Source organism: Sphingomonas sp. GW821-FHT09E03 (assembly GCF_059416225.1).
Genome location: NZ_JBWKOS010000001.1, coordinates 388,355 through 408,081, shown reverse-complemented (window position 1 = coordinate 408,081; position 19,727 = coordinate 388,355). Strand labels below are relative to the sequence as shown.

Annotated in this window: 23 protein-coding genes and 1 tRNA gene; 14 read left to right on the top strand and 10 right to left on the bottom strand. The window is 66.9% G+C overall.

Annotated elements, in window-relative coordinates; translation table 11 throughout:
• Positions 1 to 239 precede the first annotated feature (239 nt).
• The 3 genes from AC07M8_RS02130 to panB all read right to left on the bottom strand — a co-directional run bounded on the left by AC07M8_RS02130 (position 240) and on the right by panB (position 3,236).
• Entirely contained in the window at positions 240 to 1,568 is a 1,329-nt protein-coding gene (locus AC07M8_RS02130) for an outer membrane protein assembly factor BamB family protein (protein ID WP_495172796.1), read from the bottom strand.
• Positions 1,565 to 2,281, bottom strand: coding sequence for a tetratricopeptide repeat protein (locus tag AC07M8_RS02125; protein ID WP_495172795.1), 717 nt, complete (start codon positions 2,279 to 2,281; stop codon positions 1,565 to 1,567). Before AC07M8_RS02125 ends, AC07M8_RS02130 begins: the two co-directional genes overlap by 4 nt.
• A 67-nt stretch (positions 2,282 to 2,348) precedes the next feature.
• On the bottom strand, positions 2,349 to 3,236 hold the full coding sequence (gene panB / locus AC07M8_RS02120; protein ID WP_495172794.1) for a 3-methyl-2-oxobutanoate hydroxymethyltransferase: 888 nt from the start codon (positions 3,234 to 3,236) through the stop codon (positions 2,349 to 2,351).
• Between the two features lie 162 nt (positions 3,237 to 3,398).
• On the opposite strand from panB, the gene AC07M8_RS02115 reads away from it, so the two are divergent.
• The gene (locus AC07M8_RS02115; RefSeq protein ID WP_495172793.1) at positions 3,399 to 4,487 is read left to right on the top strand and encodes an alpha/beta hydrolase; all 1,089 of its coding nucleotides are present in this window, start codon (positions 3,399 to 3,401) and stop codon (positions 4,485 to 4,487) included.
• Positions 4,488 to 4,511: 24 nt separating this feature from the next.
• Complete coding sequence (locus AC07M8_RS02110) at positions 4,512 to 4,997, top strand: DUF4142 domain-containing protein (RefSeq protein WP_495172792.1); 486 nt, start codon at positions 4,512 to 4,514, stop codon at positions 4,995 to 4,997.
• Positions 4,998 to 5,124: 127 nt separating this feature from the next.
• Here the strand turns inward: AC07M8_RS02110 and AC07M8_RS02105 are convergent, their stop codons facing one another.
• From AC07M8_RS02105 to AC07M8_RS02090, 4 genes are all read right to left on the bottom strand, one after another.
• A complete protein-coding gene (locus tag AC07M8_RS02105) occupies positions 5,125 to 6,459 on the bottom strand; it encodes a glycoside hydrolase family 27 protein (RefSeq protein WP_495172791.1) in 1,335 nt (444 codons plus the stop codon).
• Between the two features lie 118 nt (positions 6,460 to 6,577).
• Positions 6,578 to 6,763: a hypothetical protein gene (locus AC07M8_RS02100; RefSeq protein WP_495172790.1), complete on the bottom strand. Its 186-nt coding sequence runs from the start codon at positions 6,761 to 6,763 to the stop codon at positions 6,578 to 6,580.
• A gap of 11 nt (positions 6,764 to 6,774) precedes the next feature.
• Entirely contained in the window at positions 6,775 to 7,185 is a 411-nt protein-coding gene (locus AC07M8_RS02095; RefSeq protein ID WP_267395868.1) for a hypothetical protein, read from the bottom strand.
• An 85-nt stretch (positions 7,186 to 7,270) separates the two neighbouring features.
• The gene (locus AC07M8_RS02090) at positions 7,271 to 7,813 is read right to left on the bottom strand and encodes a DUF4142 domain-containing protein (protein ID WP_495172789.1); all 543 of its coding nucleotides are present in this window, start codon (positions 7,811 to 7,813) and stop codon (positions 7,271 to 7,273) included.
• A gap of 165 nt (positions 7,814 to 7,978) precedes the next feature.
• On the opposite strand from AC07M8_RS02090, the gene otsB reads away from it, so the two are divergent.
• The 3 genes from otsB to otsA are packed head-to-tail and all read left to right on the top strand — an operon-like array spanning position 7,979 to position 11,906.
• Positions 7,979 to 8,722, top strand: coding sequence for a trehalose-phosphatase (otsB, locus tag AC07M8_RS02085; RefSeq protein WP_495172788.1), 744 nt, complete (start codon positions 7,979 to 7,981; stop codon positions 8,720 to 8,722).
• Positions 8,719 to 10,500, top strand: a complete 1,782-nt coding sequence (locus tag AC07M8_RS02080) for a glycoside hydrolase family 15 protein (RefSeq protein WP_495172787.1) — start codon at positions 8,719 to 8,721, stop codon at positions 10,498 to 10,500. Before otsB ends, AC07M8_RS02080 begins: the two co-directional genes overlap by 4 nt.
• Positions 10,482 to 11,906: an alpha,alpha-trehalose-phosphate synthase (UDP-forming) gene (gene otsA, locus AC07M8_RS02075; protein WP_495172786.1), complete on the top strand. Its 1,425-nt coding sequence runs from the start codon at positions 10,482 to 10,484 to the stop codon at positions 11,904 to 11,906. The genes AC07M8_RS02080 and otsA overlap by 19 nt, the downstream gene beginning before the upstream one ends.
• Here the strand turns inward: otsA and AC07M8_RS02070 are convergent.
• On the bottom strand, positions 11,842 to 12,957 hold the full coding sequence (locus AC07M8_RS02070) for a mechanosensitive ion channel family protein (RefSeq protein WP_495172785.1): 1,116 nt from the start codon (positions 12,955 to 12,957) through the stop codon (positions 11,842 to 11,844). The genes otsA and AC07M8_RS02070 overlap by 65 nt on opposite strands.
• A gap of 99 nt (positions 12,958 to 13,056) precedes the next feature.
• Between AC07M8_RS02070 and AC07M8_RS02065 the strand changes: the two genes are divergently transcribed.
• Both AC07M8_RS02065 and AC07M8_RS02060 read left to right on the top strand, forming a co-directional pair.
• On the top strand, positions 13,057 to 14,145 hold the full coding sequence (locus AC07M8_RS02065; RefSeq protein WP_495172784.1) for an SPL family radical SAM protein: 1,089 nt from the start codon (positions 13,057 to 13,059) through the stop codon (positions 14,143 to 14,145).
• Between the two features lie 73 nt (positions 14,146 to 14,218).
• Positions 14,219 to 14,638 carry a cupin domain-containing protein gene (locus tag AC07M8_RS02060; RefSeq protein WP_495172783.1) on the top strand — a complete coding sequence of 140 codons (420 nt, stop codon included), beginning with the start codon at positions 14,219 to 14,221 and terminating at the stop codon, positions 14,636 to 14,638.
• Between the two features lie 113 nt (positions 14,639 to 14,751).
• Here AC07M8_RS02060 and AC07M8_RS02055 read toward each other — a convergent pair.
• Positions 14,752 to 14,841: transfer RNA gene (locus AC07M8_RS02055), tRNA-Ser, on the bottom strand.
• Positions 14,842 to 14,967: 126 nt separating this feature from the next.
• On the opposite strand from AC07M8_RS02055, the gene hspQ reads away from it, so the two are divergent.
• The 5 genes from hspQ (at position 14,968) to obgE (ending at position 17,932) form a co-directional block, all read left to right on the top strand.
• A complete protein-coding gene (hspQ, locus tag AC07M8_RS02050) occupies positions 14,968 to 15,348 on the top strand; it encodes a heat shock protein HspQ (RefSeq protein WP_495172782.1) in 381 nt (126 codons plus the stop codon).
• Positions 15,349 to 15,464: 116 nt separating this feature from the next.
• Complete coding sequence (gene rplU, locus AC07M8_RS02045; RefSeq protein ID WP_267395859.1) at positions 15,465 to 15,761, top strand: 50S ribosomal protein L21; 297 nt, start codon at positions 15,465 to 15,467, stop codon at positions 15,759 to 15,761.
• Positions 15,762 to 15,788: 27 nt separating this feature from the next.
• On the top strand, positions 15,789 to 16,058 hold the full coding sequence (rpmA, locus tag AC07M8_RS02040) for a 50S ribosomal protein L27 (protein ID WP_267395858.1): 270 nt from the start codon (positions 15,789 to 15,791) through the stop codon (positions 16,056 to 16,058).
• Positions 16,059 to 16,220: 162 nt separating this feature from the next.
• The gene (locus tag AC07M8_RS02035; protein ID WP_495172781.1) at positions 16,221 to 16,775 is read left to right on the top strand and encodes a GNAT family N-acetyltransferase; all 555 of its coding nucleotides are present in this window, start codon (positions 16,221 to 16,223) and stop codon (positions 16,773 to 16,775) included.
• 110 nt (positions 16,776 to 16,885) lie between these two features.
• Positions 16,886 to 17,932, top strand: a complete 1,047-nt coding sequence (gene obgE / locus AC07M8_RS02030; protein WP_495172780.1) for a GTPase ObgE — start codon at positions 16,886 to 16,888, stop codon at positions 17,930 to 17,932.
• Between the two features lie 43 nt (positions 17,933 to 17,975).
• On the opposite strand, the gene AC07M8_RS02025 is transcribed toward obgE, so the two are convergent.
• A complete protein-coding gene (locus tag AC07M8_RS02025) occupies positions 17,976 to 18,944 on the bottom strand; it encodes a phosphatase PAP2 family protein (protein ID WP_495172779.1) in 969 nt (322 codons plus the stop codon).
• A 170-nt stretch (positions 18,945 to 19,114) separates the two neighbouring features.
• Here AC07M8_RS02025 and AC07M8_RS02020 point away from each other — a divergent pair, with 170 nt between their 5' ends.
• Both AC07M8_RS02020 and AC07M8_RS02015 read left to right on the top strand, forming a co-directional pair.
• Complete coding sequence (locus AC07M8_RS02020; protein ID WP_495172778.1) at positions 19,115 to 19,519, top strand: hypothetical protein; 405 nt, start codon at positions 19,115 to 19,117, stop codon at positions 19,517 to 19,519.
• A complete protein-coding gene (locus tag AC07M8_RS02015; RefSeq protein WP_495172777.1) occupies positions 19,516 to 19,719 on the top strand; it encodes a helix-turn-helix transcriptional regulator in 204 nt (67 codons plus the stop codon). Before AC07M8_RS02020 ends, AC07M8_RS02015 begins: the two co-directional genes overlap by 4 nt.
• Positions 19,720 to 19,727: the final 8 nt, after the last annotated feature.

Below are 19,727 nucleotides of genomic sequence, written 5' to 3'. Positions count from 1 at the left end.
GCCGCCCCTAGCCGGTTAGGCCGGGCCAGTCACCTTATTGTGGTCAGGGGCGATTGGGCCCGGCGTTCTCAGGAGGAGAAAGGCGCCCCGCCCTCATCCGTCACCCCAGCGAAAGCTGGCGTGTCCTCATGGAGGGATTGCCGATCCGCCAAGCGCAGGCGCGGACCCGCGCTACCGCGAGACCTCAGCTTGCGCTGGGGTGACGGGATTGGGCGGGGTTTCGCGTCCGCGGGTCAGCTTCACCGATAGGCTGTCACCCGCCCCTTGTAGTTGAGCGTGTAGATCGTCGAGTTCGCCACCACCGGCGGCAGGGTGAAGGAGTCCTTGGTCTCCACCTTGCTCACGATGCTGCCGTCGCTCGGCGAGGCGAACACCAGCTGCCCGAGCGAGTTGGTCAGCACCAGGCGATTGCCGGCGAGGATCGGGCCGAACCAGGTGACCTGCGGCCCCTTGCTCTTCTTGTCGTTCTTGAAGCGCTGCAGCTGGGCGATCCAGCGCGCCTTGCCGTTGGAGCGGGCGAGGCAGACCAGGCGGGCGTCGTCGGTTACCACGAACAGCCATTCGCCCGCGATCCACGGCGTCGAGATGCCGGCGAAGTTCTGCTCCCACAGCCGCTGGCCGGTGGCGAGATCGAGGCTGACCATGCGGCCGCCCTGACCAACCGCGAACACCCGTCCGTTGTCGATTACCGGTGCAGCGTCGATATCCGACAGGCTCGACACCGAGGTGGTGACCGAGGTGCGCGACAGCGCGTCGCCCCACAGCACGCGGCCGTTCTCATACCGATAGGCGTTGAGCTCGCCGCTCGAGAAGCCGGCGACCACCGTGCCCTGGCTCACTGCCGGGGCGGCGACGCCGAACACGCCCTGCGATTCGAGCGTGCCTGCCTGAACCCACTGGACCTTGCCGTCGGCCTGATCGAGCGCGAACAACTGATTATCCTGGGTGAGGACGTAGAGCGAGCCGTTGGCGATGGTCGGCGAGCCGCGCAGCGGGCCACCGGGCTTGACCCGCCATTGCTCCTTGCCGGTCGCGGCATCGAGCGCGACCACGTCGCCGAGGCCGTCGGTGGCATAGACCTTGCCGCCGTCATAGCTGACGCCGCCGCCGAACCGCGCTTCGCGGGTCTTCTTGACGTCGGTAAGCGAAGTTGACCACAGCGTCGCACCGGTGTCCGCGGCGAAGGCGTGGACGGTGGCATCGACATCGGTGACGAACAATTTGTTGTCGGCGATCACCGGCGAGCCGCCAAGCCGCTGGCGATCCGAACCACCGGCGATGGTCGACTGCCAGGCGCGCGCCGGTGTCGCAGCAATGGCTAGCTGGCCCATCGACTTGGCAGGGTTGCCGCCGGGCTGGGCCCATGAGTCATTGGGCTCGGGTGCCGGCAGCGTCACCTGGATGTCGGCGATCGTCTTGTCGGCTTCCACCGCATTCTCGGAGGCGAGGATCGGCACACGCTCGCCCACCGTCGGGGTCTTCTTGGGCCCGCCGCCCTTGAAGATGCCGCAGGCGCTCAGCGCCATCAACGCGGCCACGGCCACCGAGGCCCGATATCTGGTCGTCATTTCGCGGAAGCTTTCTCGTGGGGGGCGCTAGGTGTGGTGGCGGGCACGTCGGCCGCCATCGTCCCGGCCATCTGAACCGCGCGTTGACGGATCGAATCGGGAACGTCGTTGTCACGCGCGACCTGGCTGAACATCGTCGCCGCCAGATCGCGGCGGCCGGTGCGCAGATAGGCGATCGCCACCATCTCGCCGGCGCTGCCGAACCAGGGATTGCCGGTGACGGCGAGCGGCCGCAGCCGCTCGATCACCACCTGGGGCTTGAGCGTGTCGAACTCGGCCGCGGTCTGGCGGATCAGCGCGAGGTTGCGGAACGGATCGGCGAGCGAAGTGTCCGCGGCGACGGCGGCGAACTTGGCGGCGGCACCCTTGAAGTCGTTCTTCTGAAGCAGGATATCGGCCTGGGTGAACTCGGCCGCGGCGCGATAGCCGGGGCGGCCCGAGCCGGCGAGCTCGGCAAGTGGCTTGGCCGCCTGCGCCGGCTGGTTGGCGCCGAGCGAATCATACACCGCCTGCAGCTTCTCGCCATCGGCGCCCGCGGCCTGGTTCTGGTGATGTTGCCAATAGAGGTAGCCGCCGAACAGCGCGAGCGCGGCGACGATGCCGACGATCAGCCACACCCCCCAGCGTTCCCAGAAGGTGGTGAGCTGGTCGCGGCGGAGCTCGTCGTCCACCTCGCGCAGAAAAGCTTCATTGGTGTTCGGGGTAAGCGCCAAGGGTGGCTCCGGAGGAAGGGGAAATGCCGGCCCTCTTAGCCGCGCCGGGAACGAAACGGAAGGCGCGTCACTGAGGCCCCGACTCCGGTGCCGCATAGACCTGTTCGTCCCCCGGGAATGCCCGCGATCGCACCTCGGCGGCATAGTGTTGCGCCGCCGCCGCGATCCGCGTGGCGAGATCGTCATAGCGCTTCACGAACTTGGCGGTGCGCTCGAACATGCCGAGCATGTCGTCCACCACCAGCACCTGGCCGTCGCAGCGCGCCGAGGCGCCGATGCCGATGGTGGGGCAATCGACGGCATCGGTGATCCGGATCGCGATCGGCTCCATCACCCCTTCGATCACGATCGCAAAGGCGCCGGCATCTGCGATCGCTTGGGCGTCGGCGAGGATCTTGTCCGCCTCCGCCGCGGTGCGCCCGCGCGCACCATAGCCGCCGAGCACGTTGACCGCCTGGGGGGTGAGGCCGACATGGCCCATCACCGGAATGCCGCGCTCGGCAAGAAAGCGCACCGTCTCGGCCATCGCCTGGCCGCCCTCAAGCTTGACCGCGGCGGCGCCGGTTTCCTTGAGCAGATAGGCGGCGCTCGCAAAGGCTTGCTGCGGCGAGGCCTCGTAGCTGCCGAACGGCATGTCGATTGCTACCACGGCATGATAGCTGCCGCGGACCACCGCAGCGCCGTGCGCCGCCATCATCTCGAGCGTCACCGGCACCGTCGACGGCAGACCGTAGATCACCTGCGCGAGGCTGTCGCCGACCAGCAGCAGGTCGCAATGCGGATCGAGCAGCTGCGCGGTGCGCGCGGTATAGGCGGTCAGCATCACCAGCGGCTCGCCGCCGCCCTCGCGGCTGGACTTGCGCCGCCGCACCGCCGGCACGGTGAGCCGCTTCAGCGGCACCGGGGTGGGCGTGGCACGGCTGGTCGCGGTGTCGAGCGTGTAGGTCGTGGACATGCCGCCGCTGTATCGCCGCTGCCGTGGCCAATCCAGCACCAATGATCGTGCACCACTCGTCGTGCTCCGATAACATCTTGTCCTGCCTTATCAATCTTTCGAGCAATGGAACAGCCACCGGCCACAACAGTTGAGCTACCAGATAATAACAGGGTTATGTACATGAAATCGACAAGCATTATTGCTTTGGCGCTGTTGGGCACGTCCGGCGCCGCGCTCGCCCAATCGAGCAACTCGGTCAATGCACCCCCGCCCCCGCCGCCCGCCGCAATGGCTGCCCAGCCCGCCGCCGCCGCACCGGACATGCAGGCAGTGCTCGACCAGCTGCCCAGGCTCGGCGCCAAGCCGATCGAGACGCTGACGCCGGTCAAGGCCCGCATCCAGCCGTCGGCGGCGGACGCCGCCCGCGCGGTGATCCACCTACAGGGCAAGTCCACTGCCCCCGATCAGACCGTGACGACGCAGGACCTGCCGTATGGCAGCGATCCGATGCAATATGCCCGTATCTACAAGCCCGCCGCCGCGACCGGCGCGCCGATGCCGGTGATCGTCTATTATCATGGCGGCGGCTGGGTGATCGCCGACGTCAACACCTATGACGCGGCGCCACGCCTGCTGTCGAAGCAGCTTAACGCGATCGTGGTCTCGGTGGAATATCGCCACGCCCCCGAGTTCAAGTTCCCGGCGCAGCATGACGATGCCTTCGCCGCCTATCGCTGGGTGCTGCAGAATGCCGTCTCCTGGGGCGGCGACACGACCAAGCTGGCGCTCGCCGGCGAGAGCGCCGGCGGCAACCTCGCCGTCGCCACGGCGATCTACGCCCGCGACAACAACCTTGCCGCGCCGGTGCACATCCTGTCGGTCTATCCGATCGCCAACAGCAGCATGACCCTGCCGTCGCGGATGGACTCGGCGAACGCCAAGCCGCTCAACACGGCGATGCTCAAGTGGTTCGGCTATTATTACACTAACAGCCCGGCCGACATGCAGGATCCTCGGCTCAACCTCGTCGGCGCCAATCTACGCGGCCTGCCGCCCACCACCATCGTCAACGCCCAGATCGATCCGCTGCGCTCGGACGGCGAGACGCTGGCAGCGGCGATGAAGTCGGCCGGCGACAACGTCGAGCAGCGCACCTTTCCCGGTGTGACCCACGAGATGTTCGGCATGGGTAAGGTCGTCCGCGGCGCCTATGACGCCAACATGTATGCGATCGGCCGGCTCAAGGGCGCCTTCGGCATTCGCAACTGATCCGATCTACGAAGGAACGATCCCATGAAGACCTTGCTCTCGACGGCCGCCTTCGCTGCGGCAACGCTGGCCACCCCGGCGCTCGCGCAGGTTATGACGCCGACCGACTATATCGCCACCGCCGGCGCCGGCGATCTCTACGAGATCACCTCCAGCCGCGTCGTGCTGGAGACCACCCAGAATCCTAAGCTGCGCGATTTTGCGCAGATGATGATCGATCATCACACCAAGAGCACGGCGATGGTCAAGGCTGCGGCCGTCCGTTCAAAGGTGCGCGCGGCGCCGCCCAAGCTCAACCCGCTCCAGCAGGAGCTGGTCACCGAGCTTCGCGGCGAATCGGGCATGGCGCGTGATGCGGCCTATGTCGCACAGCAGAAGGCCGCCCACGGCCAGGCGCTCGACGTGCAGAAGGCCTATGCCATGGAAGGCACCGCACCGGCGCTGAAGAGCGCCGCAGCGGAAATCGTCCCGGTGGTCGAGCAGCATATCGCGATGCTCAAGACGATGTGAAGGTTAAGGCCGCCGGCGTGACGCCGTCTGCCTTGTCCCTTCGGCGAGAAGCCCCGTCGGTGATCCGGCGGGGCTTTTCTTTTCGGCATGAGCGTGTGCGATCATCGGCCTCACGCGGTGGTGGAACTCACCCCAGTCGGTACAGGCCTGCCCCGTGCGACGCGATCCGTTGCTCGAACCGACCCGATGCCGCCGCCAGAGCGGTACCCGACCACAGATCGCGCACCGGTTGCCTTCCCTCAAGACCGAGCTCCCGTAGCGGCAGGCCGACCGTCATCGCCGCCGCCGTGGTATTGAACAGCGCCACATAGCGCCCCCCTGCCCCGTCCGGCCGCGCCGACCAGATCCTCGCGCCATCCTCGACGAAATGCGGCCGATTGTCGGCACTGCGCTGGTTGACCGCGATCACTTCGCGGTTGGTGAGCAGCGCCAGTGTCGGCGCATCGAGGTGGCGCAGGTCGCCGCCCATGATCAGCGGCGAGCGCGCGATCGACCAGAGGGTCATCAGCGTGCGCTGCTCGTCCGGCGTGAACTTGGTGTCGCGCTGGCCGAGCGCGAGGCGGCCGAGCGGCAGCATGTCGGCATCGGGCCAGCCGCCCGGCCCGCGCCACGCGGTCCAATTCTCGAGCCGGGTGAACTGCGCCTCCAGCAGCAGCCATTCGTCCCAGAAATCGTCGCTGATCCGCCACATCTGCGCAAAGCGACGGACATGATCGCCGCGGATCACCGGCGTCTCGCCGGGCGAGAGGCTGAGGATGATTGGTCGGCCCGTCGCGCCGATCGCCTTGTGCGCCGCCTCGATCTCGGGCGCATGGGCGTCATAGGGCCGGCTCATGTCGTCCATCTTGACGAAATCGACGCCCCAATCGGCATAGAGCCGGAAGACACTGTCGTAATAGGCCTGGGCGCCGGGGCGATCCATTGCGACGCCGTACATGTCCGGGTTCCACGGGCAGATGCTGGCAGTGTCGGCGATGTCCGCAGCGCGAAAGCGGGTGCCGAGCACCGGCAGGTTGCGCTCCACCGCCAGCCGCGGGATGCCGCGCATCAGGTGGATGCCGAACTTCAGCCCCATGCCTTGGACGGCAGCGGCAAGCGGGGCGAAACCCTTGCCGCCGGCACTCGAGGGAAAACGGTTAGGCGCGGGAATCAGCCGGCCATAGCCGTCCATCGCCGGCGTTGGATGGGCATTGTAGGTATAGCTCGACGCCGCGGGTTCGTACCATTGGATGTCGACGGTGAAGACGTCATAGCCGGCGGGCAGCAGCTTGGCGGCCATGATCCGCGCCGTCTCGCGGGCTTGCGCCTCGTTGATCGTGGTCGCGAAGCTGTTCCAGCTGTTCCACCCCATCGGCGGGGTCGGCGCCAGGGTCGCGGCGCCGGCGGGCACCGCCGGCAGCAGCGCGGCGGCAGTGCCGGCTGCGCTTCCGGCGAGCATGCCGCGTCGTGTGATAATGGTCATCTGCCTCGCCCCTGCCTGTTATGGGCTCGTCATGACGAGAGCCGGCAGGCGAGACAATCGGCAGCTTCAAGATTGTCGGCAACAATTATCCAACGCCTGCCGTGAAGCGCCGGCCTTGTCAGGCACCCTCACGGCTCGGCGGCATATCGTCCGGCCAGCTACCGTCAGGCGCGGCGGGATCGGCATCATCGCCGGTCACGCCCGCCGCGGCGCCGGTACCACCACCGCGCACAGCCGCGGAGCGCGTGCCGGAAGTCTGCTCAGCGGCCGGATCGCAATCAGGACGCTCGGTCGGCCCGGGCATGATCGGCTCCTTCAGTGCTTGATCCCCGGGGGCCCGAGATCGTGCGGCGCGGATGTGCCGCCGCCCTCGCCGCCGGTGATCGGATAGCCGTCACCCGCCGCGGCATCGCGGTCGAAATCCTCGCCCGGGTTGCCGCCGCCGGCACCCGCGCCGCTGCCGCGCACTTCACCTGTCTTGGGATCGAACGAGGCGCGACGCCCGGCGTCGGGCTGGTCGTCATTGTCGGCGATCTGCCGCGAACGCGCCGTCGCCTGCTGGTTGACCGAGCCGCTGGGCAGCTTCTCGCCCTCCTCGCGCTCGCTCTCCTGGCTGTAGCCGGTACCCGAGATGCCGACTTCGTTGTCGAAGGCATTAGCGGGCTTGGTCCGCTCGGGATCAACCCAAGCAAAGTTCTCGCCGCCCGGACGCTTGTCATCGGTCATCGCCATCTCCTCACCGCGTCAACCGCCACGCGGCGATCGCGTTCCCGTTGGCGGGCCCGGGCACGCGGCCCGGACCCGCAGCGGTTCACATGCCGCCTGCCATGCCGGCACCCTTATTCAGCTTCGCCAGCATAGCGATATGCTGCTTGACGATCGGCACCGCCGCGCGCGCGCTGGCGCGCAGCGGGGTCTTGTCGCCACCCTTGGCATAGCTCTGGTGGAGATCGAGCGCAGCCTGATGCGCCGGGCCCTGCTGGCCGAGGTAGAGCCGGTCGAAATCGGCGGCCGAGGCAGTCTGCAATTCGGTGATCGAGGCGGTCGCGGCGGCATCGAGCGCCGGCGGCATCGGCGTCAGCCCCGCTGCCTTTGCGGCCCTCATGGTCGCCGCGGTGGTCTTCTGGTGATGATCGATCATCATCTGCGCGAACTTGCGCACCCCGGCGTTCTGCGACTTCTGCAGCGCGACCTGGCTCGCGTTGATCTCGTACAGATCGCTCATGCCCGCGGCCATGACATAGGGCATCGCCTGCATCTTGGCTTCGGCTGGCGGCGGCGGCGGCGGGGTCTGGGCGATGGCGGGCACGGCGGTCAACGCCAGGGCGATCGTCAGTCCGATCAGTTTCAGCATGGTCTTCTCTCCTTTTTTCTTCTCGCGCAACCGGCAGGCAGTGCCGAAGTTCCTGCCGCAGGACGCCAGATTCACGCAGATCAACCAACCTCCTGGCGGGCGCTGCCGGCGGCCCTGCGCCCTGATCCGCTTGACCCCCCTCGTGCTTTCCCCGACATCGCCCGCGTGATCGACCTCCCCCCGCCACCGCCCGACCTGCTGCGCAACGCCGCGCTGTTCCTCGATTTCGACGGGACGCTCGTCGAGCTCGCCGCCAGCCCGGATGCCGTGGTGGTCGACGCCCGGCTACGCGCGCTGATCGCACGGCTTGGCGAGGCGCTCGACGGCCACCTCGCGATCATCAGCGGCCGGCCGGTAAAATCGATCGAGGCGTTGCTCGGCGCGGAGCGGCTGGCGGTGTCCGGCAGCCATGGCCTCGAAGTGCGCTGGGCCGATGGCCGCCACGACCGCGTGGAACGTCCTGCCGCCCTCGACCGTATAGTTGCGAGCATGAACGCCTTCGCAACTGCACAACCAGGGGTGCTGGTCGAGGAAAAGCCGCTCGGCGCAGCGCTGCATTATCGCAGTGCCCCGCACGCCGAAGCCGCCGCCCACGACCTTGCTCGCCGCCTCGCCGATGATGCGGGTCTCCACCTGCAGACCGGCAAGATGATGATCGAAATCCGTGCAGCGGGGGCCGACAAGGGTACCGCGCTGGCGACGCTGATGGAGGCTCCGACAATGGCCAGCCGCACCCCCATATTCCTGGGCGACGACGATACCGACGAGCCCGCGATGATCGCTGCGTCGGCGCGGGGCGGTGCCGGCGTCCTCATCGGCGGTGCCCGGCGGAGCGCCGCCGCCTACCGCCTGCCAAGCGTCGCGGCGACGCTCGACTGGCTCGACATCGCGGCGGAGCAGGCTGCATGAGTTCGGTGGATCTGTGGCCGATCGGCAATTGCCAGGTATCCGCGCTGGTCGATCGCGCCGGCCGCTTCGTCTGGGGCTGCGTGCCGCGGGTGGATGGCGACCCGATCTTCTCCTCGCTGGTCGGCGGCGAGGAGCCGCAGGCAGGTTACTGGGGCATCGAACTCGACGACGTGGTGAGTGTCGAGCAGCATTACGTCCGCAACACCCCGATCCTGGTCAGCGTTCATACCGACAGCGCCGGCAACGCGATCGAGGTCACCGACTTCTGCCCGCGCATCCGCCGCCAGGGCCGTACCTATCGCCCGGTCGCGTTCGCGCGCATCGTCCGCCCGATCGCGGGATCGCCGCGGATCCGCGTCAAGCTGCGCCCGACCTGCGACTGGGGCGGGATCTGCAGCGAGCAGGTCGGCGGCTCCAACCACATCAGGCTATTGCTCGACGCGATGGCGATGCGCCTGACCACGACGGCGCCGATCGGCATGGTCCAGGGCGAGCAGCCGTTCCGTGTCGAGGCGCCGCTGCACTTCTTCCTCGGGCCGGACGAGAGCTTCGCGGGCGATCTCGCCGACACGCTCAACTCCATGCTCGCGCAAACCACCGCCGAGTGGCAGGAATGGGTGCGCAGCCTCGCCATCCCGCTGGAATGGCAGGAGGTGGTGATCCGCTCGGCGATCACGCTCAAGCTCTGCCAGCATGAGGAAACCGGCGCGATCGTCGCTGCGCTGACCACCTCGTTGCCCGAGCATGCGGGCTCCGAGCGCAACTGGGACTATCGCTACTGCTGGGTGCGCGACGCCTATTACACCGTCCAGGCGCTCAACCGCCTCGGCGCGCTCGACGTGCTGGAGGGCTATCTCGGCTATCTGCGCAATATCGTCGACGGCGCACGCGGCGGCCATATCCAGCCGCTGTACGGCGTGCTCGGCGAGGCGACGCTGGAGGAGCGGTTCGCGCCGAAGCTCGCCGGCTATCGCGGCATGGGTCCGGTGCGGGTCGGCAACCAGGCCTATGAGCAGATCCAGCACGACGCCTATGGCCAGATCGTGCTGTGCAGCGTCCATGCCTTTTTTGACCAGCGGTTGTTCCGCCTGTCCGGGACGGAGGATTTCGAAAGTCTCGAGCATGTCGGCGAGCGTGCCTGGCAGTTCCACGACCAGCCTGATGCGGGCCTGTGGGAGCTGCGCACCCGCCAGAGCGTTCACACCTATTCCTCGGCAATGTGCTGGGCGGCATGCGATCGCCTCGCCAATGCCGCGCACGTCCTCGGCCTTGAGGACCGCCGCGGCTTCTGGCAGGATCGCGCCGACAAGGTGCGCGCCGAGATCGAGGAGAAGGCCTGGCGCCCGGACACCAACCGGATGTCGGCGACCTTCTCGGGCGACGATCTCGACGCCAGCCTGATCCAGCTGCTGGACCTGCGCTTCTTCGAGCCCGACGATCCCCGCTTCGTCGGCACGCTCGACGCCGTCGAGAAAGGCCTGCGCCGCGGCAGCCACATGCTGCGCTACGACACCGAAGACGACTTCGGCCTGCCCGAGACCGCGTTCAATGTCTGCACCTTCTGGCTGATCGAGGCACTCAAAGTCACCGGGCGCAGCGACGATGCCCGCGAGTTGTTTGAGGAAATGCTCACCCGCCGCACCGCGGCTGGGCTGCTGTCCGAGGACATCGACCCAACCACCGGCGAACTTTGGGGCAATTATCCCCAGACCTATTCGTTGGTCGGCATGATCAACTGTGCCGCCCTGTTGTCGAAACCATGGAGTTCGATCCGCTGAGTCGCCTTATCATCATCTCGAACCGCGTTTCCGCGCCGACGGGCTCCACCTCGGGTGCGCAGGGCGGCCTCGCCGTCGCCCTCGCCTCGGCGCTGCAGGAAAATCGCGGCATCTGGTTCGGCTGGTCGGGCGAGCAGACCGACGAGTTCACCGGCCAGATCACCTTCACCCGCGCCGAGGGCGTCACCACCGCGACGGTCGACCTCGAAGAGCAGGACATTGACGAATATTACAACGGCTATGCCAATCGCACGCTGTGGCCGCTGTTCCACTATCGCGTCGACCTGGCCGAGTATGAGCGCGAGTTCGCTGGCGGCTACCAGCGCGTCAACGAGCGCTTCGCCGACACCGTCCAGCCGCTGATCGAAGACGACGACGCGGTCTGGATCCAGGATTACCATCTGTTCCCGCTCGGCGAGGAACTGCGCAAGCGTGGCTGCCCCAACCGGATAGGCTTCTTCCTCCACATTCCCTGGCCACCGCGGCGATTGCTGTCGATCCTGCCCGAAGCGGCGGCGCTGGTGCGGACGATGTTCGCCTATGACGTGGTCGGCTTTCACACCGACGAATGGCTGCAGTCGTTCGTCGACTATGCCACCCACGAGCTCGGCGCGACGCTGGACGGCGACCACCTGCTGCTCGACGATCGCCGGGTGCGGGTGCTGGCGGTGCCGATCGGGATCGACGCCGACGAGTTCGCCGCGCTGGCGAACAGCACCCGCGGCCGGCTCGCCTTCCGTCAAATGCGCGACGCGGCGGTGGGCCGCGACATGATCGTCGGCGTCGACCGGCTCGATTATTCCAAGGGCCTGGAGGAGCGGTTCCTCGGCTACGAACGCTTCCTCAACGAGCATCCCGAAGAGCGCAAGGAAGTCACCCTGCTCCAGATCGCGCCGCCGAGCCGCGGCGCCGTCGGCAGCTACCAGAAGATCCGCAGCAACCTCGAAGGCCTCGCGGGCCGGATCAACGGTGCCTATGCCGATATCGACTGGGTACCGATCCGCTACGTCAACCAGGGCTATCCGCGCGACGTGCTCGCCGGCATCTACCGTGCCGCCAAGATCGGGCTGGTGACCCCGTTGCGCGACGGCATGAACCTAGTCGCCAAGGAATATGTCGCGGCGCAGAACCCGGAGGATCCGGGCGTGCTGATCCTGTCGCGCTTCGCCGGTGCCGCCTGCCAGCTCACCGACGCGCTGCTGATCAATCCTTATTCGGCCGAGGAGATGGCCGACGCGATTTTGCGCGCGCTTCGGATGCCCAAGGACGAGCGGATCGAGCGCTGGACCAAGATGATAGACATCCTCAAGCGCGAGGACATCGACTGGTGGCGCAAGCGCTTCACGGATGCGCTGACGGAAGAACCGCTGGACGCTGATCGCCAGGCGGCGACGGAGCCCGTGTGAGCCGCTCCCGGGGCAGCGCCTCGGGCATCTCGTCGCGGATGAACGCGTAGATCGCCTCGCGGATGTCGCAGCGCAGATCAAAGGCGGTCGACGCATCCTTGGCGGTCATCAGCCCGCGCAGCTCCATCGTGCCGTCGGGCTTGGAATCGGTCACCTGGAGATTGAAGAAACGCCCGTCCCACCGCGGATTGACGCGGATCACCTCTTCCAGCCGGGCGCGGATCCGCGGCACGTCGGCAGTGGGGTCGAGGTACCAGAACACCGATCCCATCAGCGCGCTGGTCTCGCGCGTCCAGTTCTGGAAGCTGTTCTCGAGGAACTTGGCGACCGGCACCACCAGCCGGCGATCATCCCAGATCCGCACCACCACATAGGTCAGGCGGATATCCTCGATCCGCCCCCACTCATTCTCGATGATGACGACGTCGTCGAGCCGGATCGGCTCGGTGAAGGCCATCTGGATGCCGGCGATGAGGTTCTTGAGCGCCGGCTGCGCCGCGGCGCCGAGCGCGAGGCCGGCGAGGCCCGCCGAGGCGATCAGCGTCACGCCGATCGAGCGCACCGCCGGGATGCTCATCAGCATGAGGCAGAAGGTGAGCATGACCAGCAGGAACACCGCGATCCGGTAGAGAATGCCGATCCGGGTGCGTCGCCGCCGCGCGCGCAGATTGTCGGCCACCGAGATGTCGAACCGGGCCTCGCTGGTGTCGCGATAAGCCGCGAGCAGCGCATGGATCACCCAGCCGACCACCGCCGGCGACAGCAAGCCGAACACGCGCTGCCAGATATTGTCCCAGTAGCGCGGCAGATCGAGCCCCGGCCCGGCTGCGGCCAGGGCAACGCCCATCACCAGCCAGAAAGTCGGCTTGCGCAGCCGCGCCGCGACGATGTCGTCGGTCTTGGTAGCGGTGCGCGCGGCGAGCCGGTGGATCACCGCAAAGGCGATGCGGTGGATGACCGCGACGGCGAGCAGCACCACCAGCACACCGCCGATCTTGGCGGCCCATTCAGGGAGATCGGGGAGGTCGAGGCTGAGCAAGCGAAGGTGCACGAACGCTAACACGCATCAGCCCGCGATTGGCTCCCACGGGCGACGTTATTAGTGCTGCTTCGCCGCTGAACTCCCACGGCTGCCGCTCGTTCGATCCGCATGTCCCCAGCACCAGCCATCGATCGCGCCGACCGCAGCAGCTGGCGCCCGCGCCGCGTGATCGCCACCCGCTCGGCGCTGGCGTGGCCCCATGGCCGCGCCATTCTCGACCGCGCCGCGGCGCAGGGGATCGACATCGTCGAGCTGGCGGGCGACCGGCTGTCGCTTGATCTCGGCGACGATCCGCGTCGGGCCTATGCCGAGGCCAAGGCGACGCTGGCGGTGGTGGTCGCCCCGCCCTCCAAGCGCCGGCTGCAGCCGATCGCGCCCAGTGCCGACTGGCGAGTCGATCTCGCCGAGGGCTGCCCGGCCCATTGCAGCTATTGCTATCTTGCCGGCTCGCTCAAGGGCCCGCCGATCACCCGCGTCTACGCCAATCTCGACGAGATACTCGATGCCCTGCCCGCCTATCTCGGCCAGGGCACGATCACCTCGCGCAGCGCAGCCCGCGCGCATGAGGGCACCACCTTCGAGGCGTCCTGCTACACCGATCCGCTCGTGCTCGAGCCGCTCACCCAGTCGCTGTCGGCCGCGGTTCGCTGGTTCGGCCGCTGGCAGGCCGATGCCCAGCTGCGCTTCACCAGCAAGTTCGCCAATGTCGAGCCACTGCTGGCGCTCGACCATGGCGGCCGCACCCGGATGCGCGCCTCGATCAATCCGCGCGGCTATGCCCGGTTCGAGGGCGGCACCGCGCCGGTGGCGCAGCGGCTCGCGGCGCTGCGGCGGATGGCGCTTGCCGGCTACCCGATCGGGCTGACGATCGCACCGATCATCGCCGCTACCGGGTGGGAACAGGCGTATGCGACACTCATCGCCGATGCTGCCGCCAGTCTCGGTGATATCGCCGGGCTGGACCTGACGATCGAACTGATCACCCATCGCTTCACCGCCGGCTCGCGCGCGACGCTCGACAATTGGTATCCGGGATCGTCGCTCGACATGAGCGACGCCCAGCGCGTTACAAAGCGCACCAAGTTCGGCACCGAGAAGCAGGTCTATGACGCGGAGACGATGCGCGCGCTGCGCGGCTTCTTCGAGCGCGAACTAGGCGCGGCGCTGCCGACGGCGCGAACCCTCTACTGGACGTGATCGGATCGCCCGGGGAACGCAACGCGCGGCTCGTTCGTCCGGTCACGCGAACCCCATCCAAGGAGCTGAGGCAATGGCGATCTTCAACAAGGACATGATCGAACTCGCGGGCAAGAACGAGCTCTGGCAGAAGGAGGTCTATCGCGACGCCAAGGTGCAGATCGTGCTGATGAGCATCCCCGCCGGCGAGGAGATCGGCCTCGAGACCCATCCGGCCGACCAGACCACCTTCTTCGTCGAAGGCGAGGCACAGGTGGTGATCGACGGCCATTCGACCAAGGCGACGCCGAACCATCTCGTCGTCGTCCCTAAGGGGTCTGAGCATAACATCGTCAACAAGGGCACCGGCGCACTCAAGCTGTTCTCGGTCTATGCGCCGCCCGCCGAGCCGGAGGGCGCTGCGTTCAAGACCAAGGCAGAGGCCGAGGAAGCCGAGAAGGGCCTGCTCGCCAAGGCCGCCGACAAGCTGAAGGACGCGATCGGGCGCTCCTGACCTGCGCCCACACCGTCACCCCAGCGCAAGCTGGGGTCTTCGGCGGCTTTCCCACGATCGCACGACGCCCCAGCTTCCACTGGGACGGCGAATTACCAGTTTGATCAGGTAAGTGGCGGAGAGGGTGGGATTCGAACCCACGGTACCCGTGAGGGCACGCCGCATTTCGAGTGCGGTACATTCGACCACTCTGCCACCTCTCCGCGAGGTCATCCAAACCGCTGCAAAACAGCGCTTCCGATCGGTCGAGGGCGGGCCTCTAACGCAGTGATCTGCCATGCGCAAGCGCCTCGGCTTGTGCGATGCGCAAAGAACATTAGATTAACGTCATGCCTCGTCATGATCCCATCGGCACCATCCCCACCGTCGACATCACCGCGCCGCCGATCGCGCATGCCCGCTTCTCGATCGGCGAGGTGGTGCGTCACCGCATGTTCGATTTCCGCGGCGTGATCTTCGACGTCGACCCAGTGTTCGCCAATACCGACGAATGGTATGATTCGATTCCCGAAGGGATCCGCCCCGACAAGGACCAGCCCTTCTACCATCTGCTCGCCGAGAACATGGAATCGAGCTACATCGCCTATGTCAGCCAGCAGAATCTGGTCACCGACGACAGCGACGAGCCGGTCGATCATCCCGCGATCGCCGGGTTGTTCACCGATTTTGCCGACGGCCGTTATGCGTTGAAGCGCGAGCATCGCCACTAGGCACGATTGGCGCGGGCAGGCGGTTGACTTTGCCCCGCCGCTCCCTTAGCTGCCGCGCTTCAACTCGCCAGGCATGCCCTGTGCGGGCACATGTTTTTTGGGAAGTGACTAGAGCCATGTTCGCAGTCGTGCGCACGGGCGGCAAGCAGTATCGCGTCGCCGCCGGAGACAAGATCGTCGTTGAGAAGCTCGACGGCGAAGCCGGTTCGTCGGTGACGCTGGGCGACGTCCTGCTCGCCGGCGAAGGGTCGGAGCTGAAGTCGGTCGAAGGCCTGACGGTCGCCGCCGAGATCATCGCACAGGCGAAGGGCGAGAAGGTCATCGTCTTCAAGAAGCGTCGCCGCCACAATTATCGCCGCAAGAACGGCCATCGCCAGAACCATACGATCCTCAAGATCGTTTCGGTTGGCTGAGCCACAAGCGCGTAAGGAGAATTCGACATGGCACATAAGAAAGCAGGCGGTTCGTCGCGCAACGGTCGTGATTCGGCCGGCCGTCGTCTCGGCGTGAAGAAGTTCGGTGGTCAGGAAGCGATCGCCGGCAACATCCTCGTGCGTCAGCGCGGCACGAAATTCTATCCGGGTGCGAACGTGGGCATGGGCACCGACCATACCCTGTTTGCGCTCGTCGATGGTCGCGTGGCGTTCCACGAGGGCAAGCTCGGCCGTAAATTCTGCTCGGTGCAGATTATGGCTGAAGCGGCCGAATAACGGGCAACCGGACGGGTTGCCCACCAGGGTGACCCGGGTTCCGCGACGGAACCTACCAACAAGGGAGGCGGGTCACCCCGGCTCCCTTTTTTATTGCTCCCTCACCATTGTCGCTGCCGCGTCACAGGCGCGTGGCAACGGCGCCGCTTGAGGAGAGCGACCATGTTCGCGCGGACCAAGAGACTGACGTTGCGGCCGTTCTGGCCGGAGGATGCGGCGGCACTGGCACCGCGCATCGCCCACCCCGAGGTCATCGGCATGCTCGCGCAGGTGCCCTGGCCCTACACGCTGGCCGATGCCGAGGATTTCACCACCCGTCCGCGCGATGCCGCCGACCCCTGCTTTGCGATCTTGGCGCATGAGTCGCTGCCGCAAGACGCCGCATCGCCGACGCTGGTCGGCGGGATCGCCGTCATCGACCATGGCGAGGGCCATGAGCTTGGCTATTGGCTCACCCCCTCGGCCTGGGGCCGCGGCTATGCTACCGAAGCGGGTCGCGCCGTGATCGACATGGTCCGCCACGCGCTGCCGATCGATCGGCTGACCGGCTGGCATTTCGCCGACAACCCCACGTCGGGTCGGGTGCTGCGCAAGCTCGGCTTTCGCGACACCGGACGGCGCGAACCGCGCGCATCGCGCGGGCGCGGCGGCAAGGCCGAGGCGGTCGTCATGGAGCTCGAGCTTGGCGACCGAGCGACGATGCCGATGGCGGCGTGAGGGCAGCAGCCACGCCCCTCCTTCCACTTTTGACATGGACCCGGCGGCGGGCAATCGCGCTCGCCGCCGTAGCAGGGTGACCGCCACGCGGTAATTGGCTAAGGCGCGGCATGCATTTTCTCGATCAAGCCAAGATTTTCGTCCGTTCGGGCGCCGGTGGCCCCGGCGCGGTCAGCTTCCGCCGCGAAAAGTTCATCGAATATGGCGGCCCCGACGGTGGCAATGGCGGCAAGGGCGGCGACGTGATCTTCGAGGCGGTCGCCGGCCTCAACACGCTGATCGACTTTCGCTACACCCAGCATTTCCGCGCGCCGCGCGGCCATGGCGGCTCGGGCTCCAATCGCACCGGTGGCGGGGGCGACGATCTGCTGATCAAGGTGCCGCTCGGCACCCAGGTGCTGAGCGAGGACCGCGAAGAGGTGCTGCTCGACTTCACCGAGGTCGGCCAGCGCGAGGTGTTCCTGCGCGGCGGCGACGGCGGCCGCGGCAATGCGAGCTACAAGACCTCCACCAACCGCACCCCGCGTCAGCATGGCACCGGCTGGCCCTATCAGGAGGCCTGGGTGTGGCTGCGGCTGAAACTGCTCGCCGACGCCGGCCTCGTCGGCCTGCCCAATGCGGGCAAGTCCACCTTCATCAACCAGGTGACCAACGCGCAGGCGAAGGTCGGCGAATATGCCTTCACCACCACCCGCCCGCAGCTCGGCGTCGTTCGCCACAAGGGCCAGGAATTCGTCGTCGCCGATATTCCCGGGCTGATCGAGGGGGCCGCCGAAGGCGCGGGAATCGGCGATCGCTTCCTCGGCCATATCGAGCGCTGCCGCGTGCTGCTCCACCTGGTCGACGCCAATGACGACAATGTCGCCGAAAGCTACCGCATCGTCCGCGACGAGCTGGAGAATTACGGCGCCGGGCTCACCGACAAGAAGGTGATCGTCGCGCTCAACAAGATCGACACGCTCGACGACGAGCTGATCGAGGCACTGTCGGCCGAGCTCGCCGACGCGAGCGGCGCCGACGTCATCCCGATCTCGGGTGCGAGCGGCGTCGGTGTCGATTGGGTGCTCGACCAGCTGATCGAGGCGATCGGGCCGACCACCGGCGCGGTCCCCGGCGATGACGAGGGTGAAGACCCGATCGAATGGTCGCCGCTGTAGAGGAGCTTGTGTAAAGCCGTCAGCCTGTATGGGTTGCGGCAGCTTACCGCTCGGGCATCAGCCGGTTGAGCGTCACGATTGCGCCGATCGCCACCGCCAGCCCGAGCAGGATGTCCGCCAGATAGTGCGTCCCCTCGACCGGGGTCGCGAGCAGCATCGCCCCGGCCACGCCGAGTACCGGCCAGCGCAATTCGCGCAGCCGCCACGCCGCCTGGATGTAGATCGCCGCCGCCGCCGCATGGAAGCTCGGCGCCGAGACGATGCCGCGCAGGTGCGCCAGGTCCACGACGCGGACGCTGTGATCGCGCAGCGCCGGGATCAAGCCCGGCTGCCACAGCTCGCTCTCGGGCATATAGGCGATCGGCGCGTGCCACAGATAGGCGAAGGGACCGACAGCGGGCATGAAGCCATAGAGCAACAGCGTCACCAGCGCGGTCAGCCAGAAGGTCGCGAGGAATCGATGCGCGGCGACCCGGTCGCCCTTCCAGGCAAAATAGCCGAGCAGCACCGCCGGCGTCGCATAGATGCTGCGATAGGCGATCAGCCCGGCATGCTGGAGCAGCGGGTGATCGGCGACGGTGCGGTACCAGGCGAGCCAGTCGAAGCCGAGGCTTTCGTCGATTCGCTGCAGCGTCGCGTCATGGAAACCGCTGGTCAGCGCCGCGATCGGATAGCTCGCCACGGCACCGATCAGCGCGATCAGCGTGAACAGCGCATAATATTCCGCGCCATTCGCCAGCGCGACACCATGCCGCCACGGCAGCCGGCCAGCCCACAGGCGGAGTGCCAGCGCCAGCGTGCCACACACCACATAAGGCAGGTTGCCGGCGCTGAGCGGGTCGATCGTCAGCCCCGCGTGGCGCATCAGCAGCGCCAAGGCGACGCCGCTGCCGATCATGCCGATGCCGATCGCCCGCCGCTGATCGCGCACCGCCGGCGCCGGCCGGCTCGTGGCGAGCCGCCCTGCGGGATAAATAGTCGACGGCGAGGCTAGAAGATATTGATGCGGCACGATGATCGCTCTGTCACAGAAATGTAGCGCCTCGCGCAAGCTGCCTTTCGCATGGCTGAATGAGATGGCTCGAGCGCATTTGGCACGACCGCCTCATGGAAAGGATACTTGACGTAAAGCGAGCTTTCCATGTAAACCTGCCTTTACAAGCTCAGCCCCCAGGAGGTCACATGGTTTTTTCGCCTGCTCAACGCCGATATAATCGGCGGGTCCTGCTGCTCGGCATCGCCTATGCCGTGCTGCTGATGATTGCGGTGTACTTGCTGTCGCGCCAATTGGTTGCCGGGCCGCTGGCCTATGTCGTCGGTATCCTCCCCGCGCTCGCCGTGTCGGGCTTCTTCTGGTTGATGGGTCGATATCTGGTCGAGGAGCAAGACGAGTATCTGCGCATGCTGATGGTGCGCCAGTTGCTCATCGCCACTGGCATCGCGCTTACCTGCAGCACAATCTGGGGGTTCCTTGAAGGCTTCGCGCTGCTGCCGCACATGGTCGGTTATGTTTGGACGGTCGTCTGGCTTGCCGCGCTCGGCGCCGGTGCCTGCATCAACACCGTGATCGAGCGGGGCAAGCCATGATCAACCGCCTCAAGGAACTGCGCGCGAGCGCCGGCTGGAGCCAGCAGGATCTTGCCGAGCGGCTCGCCGTCTCCCGCCAGAGCGTCAATGCGATCGAGACCGGGCGTTACGACCCCTCGCTCCCGCTCGCCTTCAAGATCGCCGAACTGTTCGAGTTGGCGATCGAGGATGTCTTCACCAGCCCGACGCGGGTCGGCTGAGCGCGGCG